We start from the raw sequence: 3,879 nt of genomic DNA, 5'->3' as shown, positions 1-3,879 counted from the left end.
GAAAGCAGCACCATTTAAGTACGCTCCCCAAATCGCCGAACTTTTAACCGATTCAGATTATTATGTCCGTACTAGTGCGTCATCGGCTTTGGGGAAAATGGGAGCAGCAGCAACTCAGTACGCTCCCAAGATTGCCAAACTTTTAACCGATCCATAGACTGGTCTTATTGGCTCTGTGGGTAATAGTGCAGCAAAAGCTCTGGAACAGATGGCACCATTAGAGGTAAAAGACTTACTTTCGGTATTAAACCAAGTTTACTGGTACCAGCGAGAAGCACCAAGGCTACGTTTTCTAGCCTATTTCCTCAGTGGCGGGGAAGAAAACTCACTGGTCTTAATCAAGTGGCTGGGCTTACCTAAGGAATATCCCCATGAAAATGAAGATCAGGCCATCAATCACCAAGAAGGGGTGAAAGTTCTCAACCTATTTGCCGAAATCTGGGAAGATAGTCAAGATTTGTCTAAACTGCGCAAAGACTTAGAAAGGCAGATTGCCATAGTTGTTGACAAGGTCAAGTGGGAACAAACAGATATGAAGCTGCTCAAGCAGCACTACAAAAATCTTAAGTCTATAGACTCCCAACTTGCTGCCGCCGTCAATGCCAAAATTATCGCCTTAGAAGGACAGCACTGGTTTCTGATTGCCTTTAAGCTTTGGTTAATCCATGTCAGTGGCTGGTTGTTGCTGATCATCATTTATCCCCGTTCTTCCCAAGTCCAAGCTCTAATCTGGGACCGGAAATTCCGCACTATTGTGGGCTTAGGCTATATCAGCGTGGCTCTAACCTGGATTCCCTGGTTGCGCTACCGATTACTGGCTCCCTTCCGTGAAGTGCTGGTGGCCGATGCTAGCTTAGATAGCTTCGATCCCCAGGCTTACTTTCCCAACTCTTACGTTAAAATAAGACGAGCCACCCATACCCAACCGATTCAAACCGCCATTGGCCAACTCCAGTCTCCCATCGTTCTGGAAGGGGAATCGGGACTGGGTAAATCCATGTTTCTGCGGAATTTAGTCAAAACCTCCGGGCGGCTGTCGGTGTACCTGCCAGCTAGCCAATGTGCCGGTGGTGTGGTGGAAGCGATTCAAGCTAAATTGCCCATCGCTGCCCATGACCCATTATTCCTACAAAGCCTGATTAACTACAATACCCTAGATATCTGCATTGACGGACTCAATGAAGTCAGCCCAGACACCAGGGCTACTATTAATACTTTTGTGGAGCATCACGTCCATGGGCATATTATCCTCACTACCCAACCCTTGGAATGGAAACCCCCAGCCACGGCTAAAACCTACGTGCTGCAACCCCTGAAGCGCCAGCAAATCGCAGAGTTCCTCACCTCTCGTCAAGGGATTTTGCCGGAGGATGTCCCGGTATCGGGTGTGGAGTACGAGCAAGCCTGTGACGACTATCTGGCCAGCCAACTCCACCAAAACCAATCGAAACAGGAGTTAACGGCAGTACGTCGGTTTCTCTCCAATCCCATGGATTTGACCTTGGTGGCACAACTGTTGGCCCAGGGCAAAGACCCGGATTTGCTGAATTTGCAACAACAGCAGTATGAAATCATGGCAGAGGACTATCAACAGATTCACCTTTATCCCTTTCCCCTGGCTGAATTTGCTGAAACGGTTTACCAGATGCGCCTCCATGATCAAATTACCATTCCAGAAAACGACTGCTTGGATGAGTTGCACTGTATGGAACGGTATAAAATGGTATTGACTCGTCAGCAGAAGGATGGGTTTGGTGGTACCCATCGAGAATGGTACTTTCGCCACGATAAAATCCAGGAATACTTTATCGTCCAGACCTTCCTGAAAAGCGAGAATCGAGAACGTCAGCACGAGCATTTGAGTGACCCCCGATTTCGCGGTGTCTACCTGCTGCTGGCCACCCTGTTGGAGGTTAACCAAGCTCTGGTATTACGGGAAGTCCTGATTCAATCGGCTGTCGAAACTAAAGACCATGCCGTCAGTGACCAGTTCATCCAGCGGTTTAATTCTCGGCAAGAGCTCACCCAAACCACCAACAAGGATGGCGTGCTTGCCCTTTACCAGAAGCATTACCAAGACCTGATCGAAATTGCTAGACTACAAGCAAGCCGACTTATCACTGTTGAAAACAACGCCATGAGTGACTCAACGTCAGACTCCAATCACTCCAACTATCACTCTAAATACGATCAACGTCAGTCTCAACATAGATTTAATAACTTTGTCGATGCGACTCAAAGTGAGTTTAATCAAGAAATTGATAGTCAAACTCAAAACAATTATGCCCCCGAGAAAAACCAAACCCTAAGTGAAGCCGCCGCTGAAATTCAACAATTATTAAAACAATTAGAGCAAAGTAATCCCAACGCCACGGATTTAGAAAAGACAGCCTTTGTAAATATCGCCATTCCAGCAAGTACTAAACAACGGTTGCTTAGTGCCTTAGAAAGTGGTGGCAAAGAAGCCCTTAGAGAATTATTAGATAATCCCTATGTGAATGTGGGCATGGCGATTGTGGAAGGATGGCAGAATCCATAGTAGGGAGTAGGGAATATGTAAGCATTCAGCAGTGAGCGGTCAGCGGTCAGCTTATTTTATTCAAAAGCTGAATGCTGAATGCTGAATGCTGATAGCTGAATGCTGATAGCTGATAGCTAATAGCTGAATGCTTACAAATAGTCTAATGCCGAGAGGATATGGCCAAACTTTTGATTTAGAGTATCTATAGTTTCAGGTTTAAGATTATTTCTGAAATCTCCAGGAGTGATTTTACGTATGTGAGTATTGGGCTTGGCATTTTTGGGATCTACTTGATCAGATAATTGCTTAGACAAGCCGTTTATATCTTCTGAAGAAAGTTGAAACGGTTGAACAAACGAGGTGAACCAACTATCAAAGTTATCTACCATATCTTCATACTTGAGTAGATTAACACCAGGATGACCAATGAAGTGATTTAGATATTTTTCATATCTCTCAAAGTAATCATCACTGAAGGAAATCACAAACTTGTCTATTCCCCAAGAAAGCCACTCGTCTCGAATCGATTTCTTTATGCCTCCGTGAGTTTTTGTCCAAGAAAAGAACATTGAATTCAGACCATCTCTGGGATCTCGTAGGTGTAGGTTTACAAAACAGCTATCTAAGTCTATCTCTAGGGGACGACGTATAGGGCCAATACACCCTGTATCTATATAATTAAACTCAGCAAGAGCTGACTGGCAACAATTTACTTTAAAGTCTTGAAAATATAATAAACTATCACTTAACTCTTTATTATTGGGAGAATAGTATTTCAGTTGAGCCAAAGCACAAGCTTCTAAAGTTATTCTGTGCAATAACATTGAACCTGCTTTATGTACTGTAAAAACAGCTATTTTGGTGACTGGTTTCATAATATAATTTAAGTATAGCGGTTTTTAATTAGGTGAGGTACATTTTTTTATGGAACAGGGAATCGGGAATCGGGAATCGGGAATCGGGAATCGGGAATCGGGAATCGGGAAGAAGGTAAAAATTTTTTGTACCTCATTAGGCTAAAAACCGCTAGATTAATTAAATCATAATCTCGGCTATATATTGCATAATTCTGGATGTTGTAGACTGCCAACACCATTGTGGGTGCATCTCAATGCATCCACAAACACTCTTCGGCAATAGAAGTATAATATCATGTTATGACATTACCCTTAATATAGCGGTTTTCAATTAGGTGAGGTACAAATTCTTGGGTTTTAGGGAGCAGGTAAGAGGCAAGAGGCAAGAGGCAATAGGCAATAGTCCCCATCTCCCCATCTCCCCATCTCCCCATCTCCCCATCTCCCCCTCATAAGGGTAGGTTTTTTACAAAGACCTCAGGTGTGGGGTGTGGGGGATAA

4 protein-coding genes are annotated in these 3,879 nt (G+C 44.1%); 2 read left to right on the top strand and 2 right to left on the bottom strand.

All coding sequences use genetic code 11. The annotated features are described in order from the left end of the window. Positions 1-31: 31 nt before the first annotated feature. Both F6K20_RS40200 and F6K20_RS28110 read left to right on the top strand, forming a co-directional pair. Positions 32-157 (top strand): hypothetical protein, encoded by a 126-nt coding sequence (locus tag F6K20_RS40200; RefSeq protein ID WP_353736843.1) that lies wholly within the window; start codon positions 32-34, stop codon positions 155-157. Positions 158-175: 18 nt separating this feature from the next. Beyond that, positions 176-2,539 carry an NACHT domain-containing protein gene (locus tag F6K20_RS28110; protein ID WP_287296870.1) on the top strand — a complete coding sequence of 788 codons (2,364 nt, stop codon included), beginning with the start codon at positions 176-178 and terminating at the stop codon, positions 2,537-2,539. A 131-nt stretch (positions 2,540-2,670) separates the two neighbouring features. On the opposite strand, the gene F6K20_RS28105 is transcribed toward F6K20_RS28110, so the two are convergent. After that, positions 2,671-3,345, bottom strand: coding sequence for a hypothetical protein (locus F6K20_RS28105; RefSeq protein WP_229414621.1), 675 nt, complete (start codon positions 3,343-3,345; stop codon positions 2,671-2,673). Between the two features lie 326 nt (positions 3,346-3,671). Further along, complete coding sequence (locus F6K20_RS28100; protein WP_008187160.1) at positions 3,672-3,812, bottom strand: hypothetical protein; 141 nt, start codon at positions 3,810-3,812, stop codon at positions 3,672-3,674. Positions 3,813-3,879 lie beyond the last annotated feature (67 nt).

The sequence above is a fragment of the Moorena sp. SIO2C4 genome (genome assembly GCF_010672485.1).
GTDB lineage: Bacteria > Cyanobacteriota > Cyanobacteriia > Cyanobacteriales > Coleofasciculaceae > Moorena > Moorena producens.
This window is presented reverse-complemented; position numbering and strand designations above follow the sequence as displayed.

Bases quoted from the DNA above. Each gene is read 5' to 3' on its own strand.
- F6K20_RS28105 (WP_229414621.1), bottom strand. From the start codon at position 3,345: ATGTTATTGCACAGAATAACTTTAGAAGCTTGTGCTTTGGCTCAACTG.
- F6K20_RS28100 (WP_008187160.1), bottom strand. From the start codon at position 3,812: ATGGGGAGATGGGGAGATGGGGAGATGGGGACTATTGCCTATTGCCTC.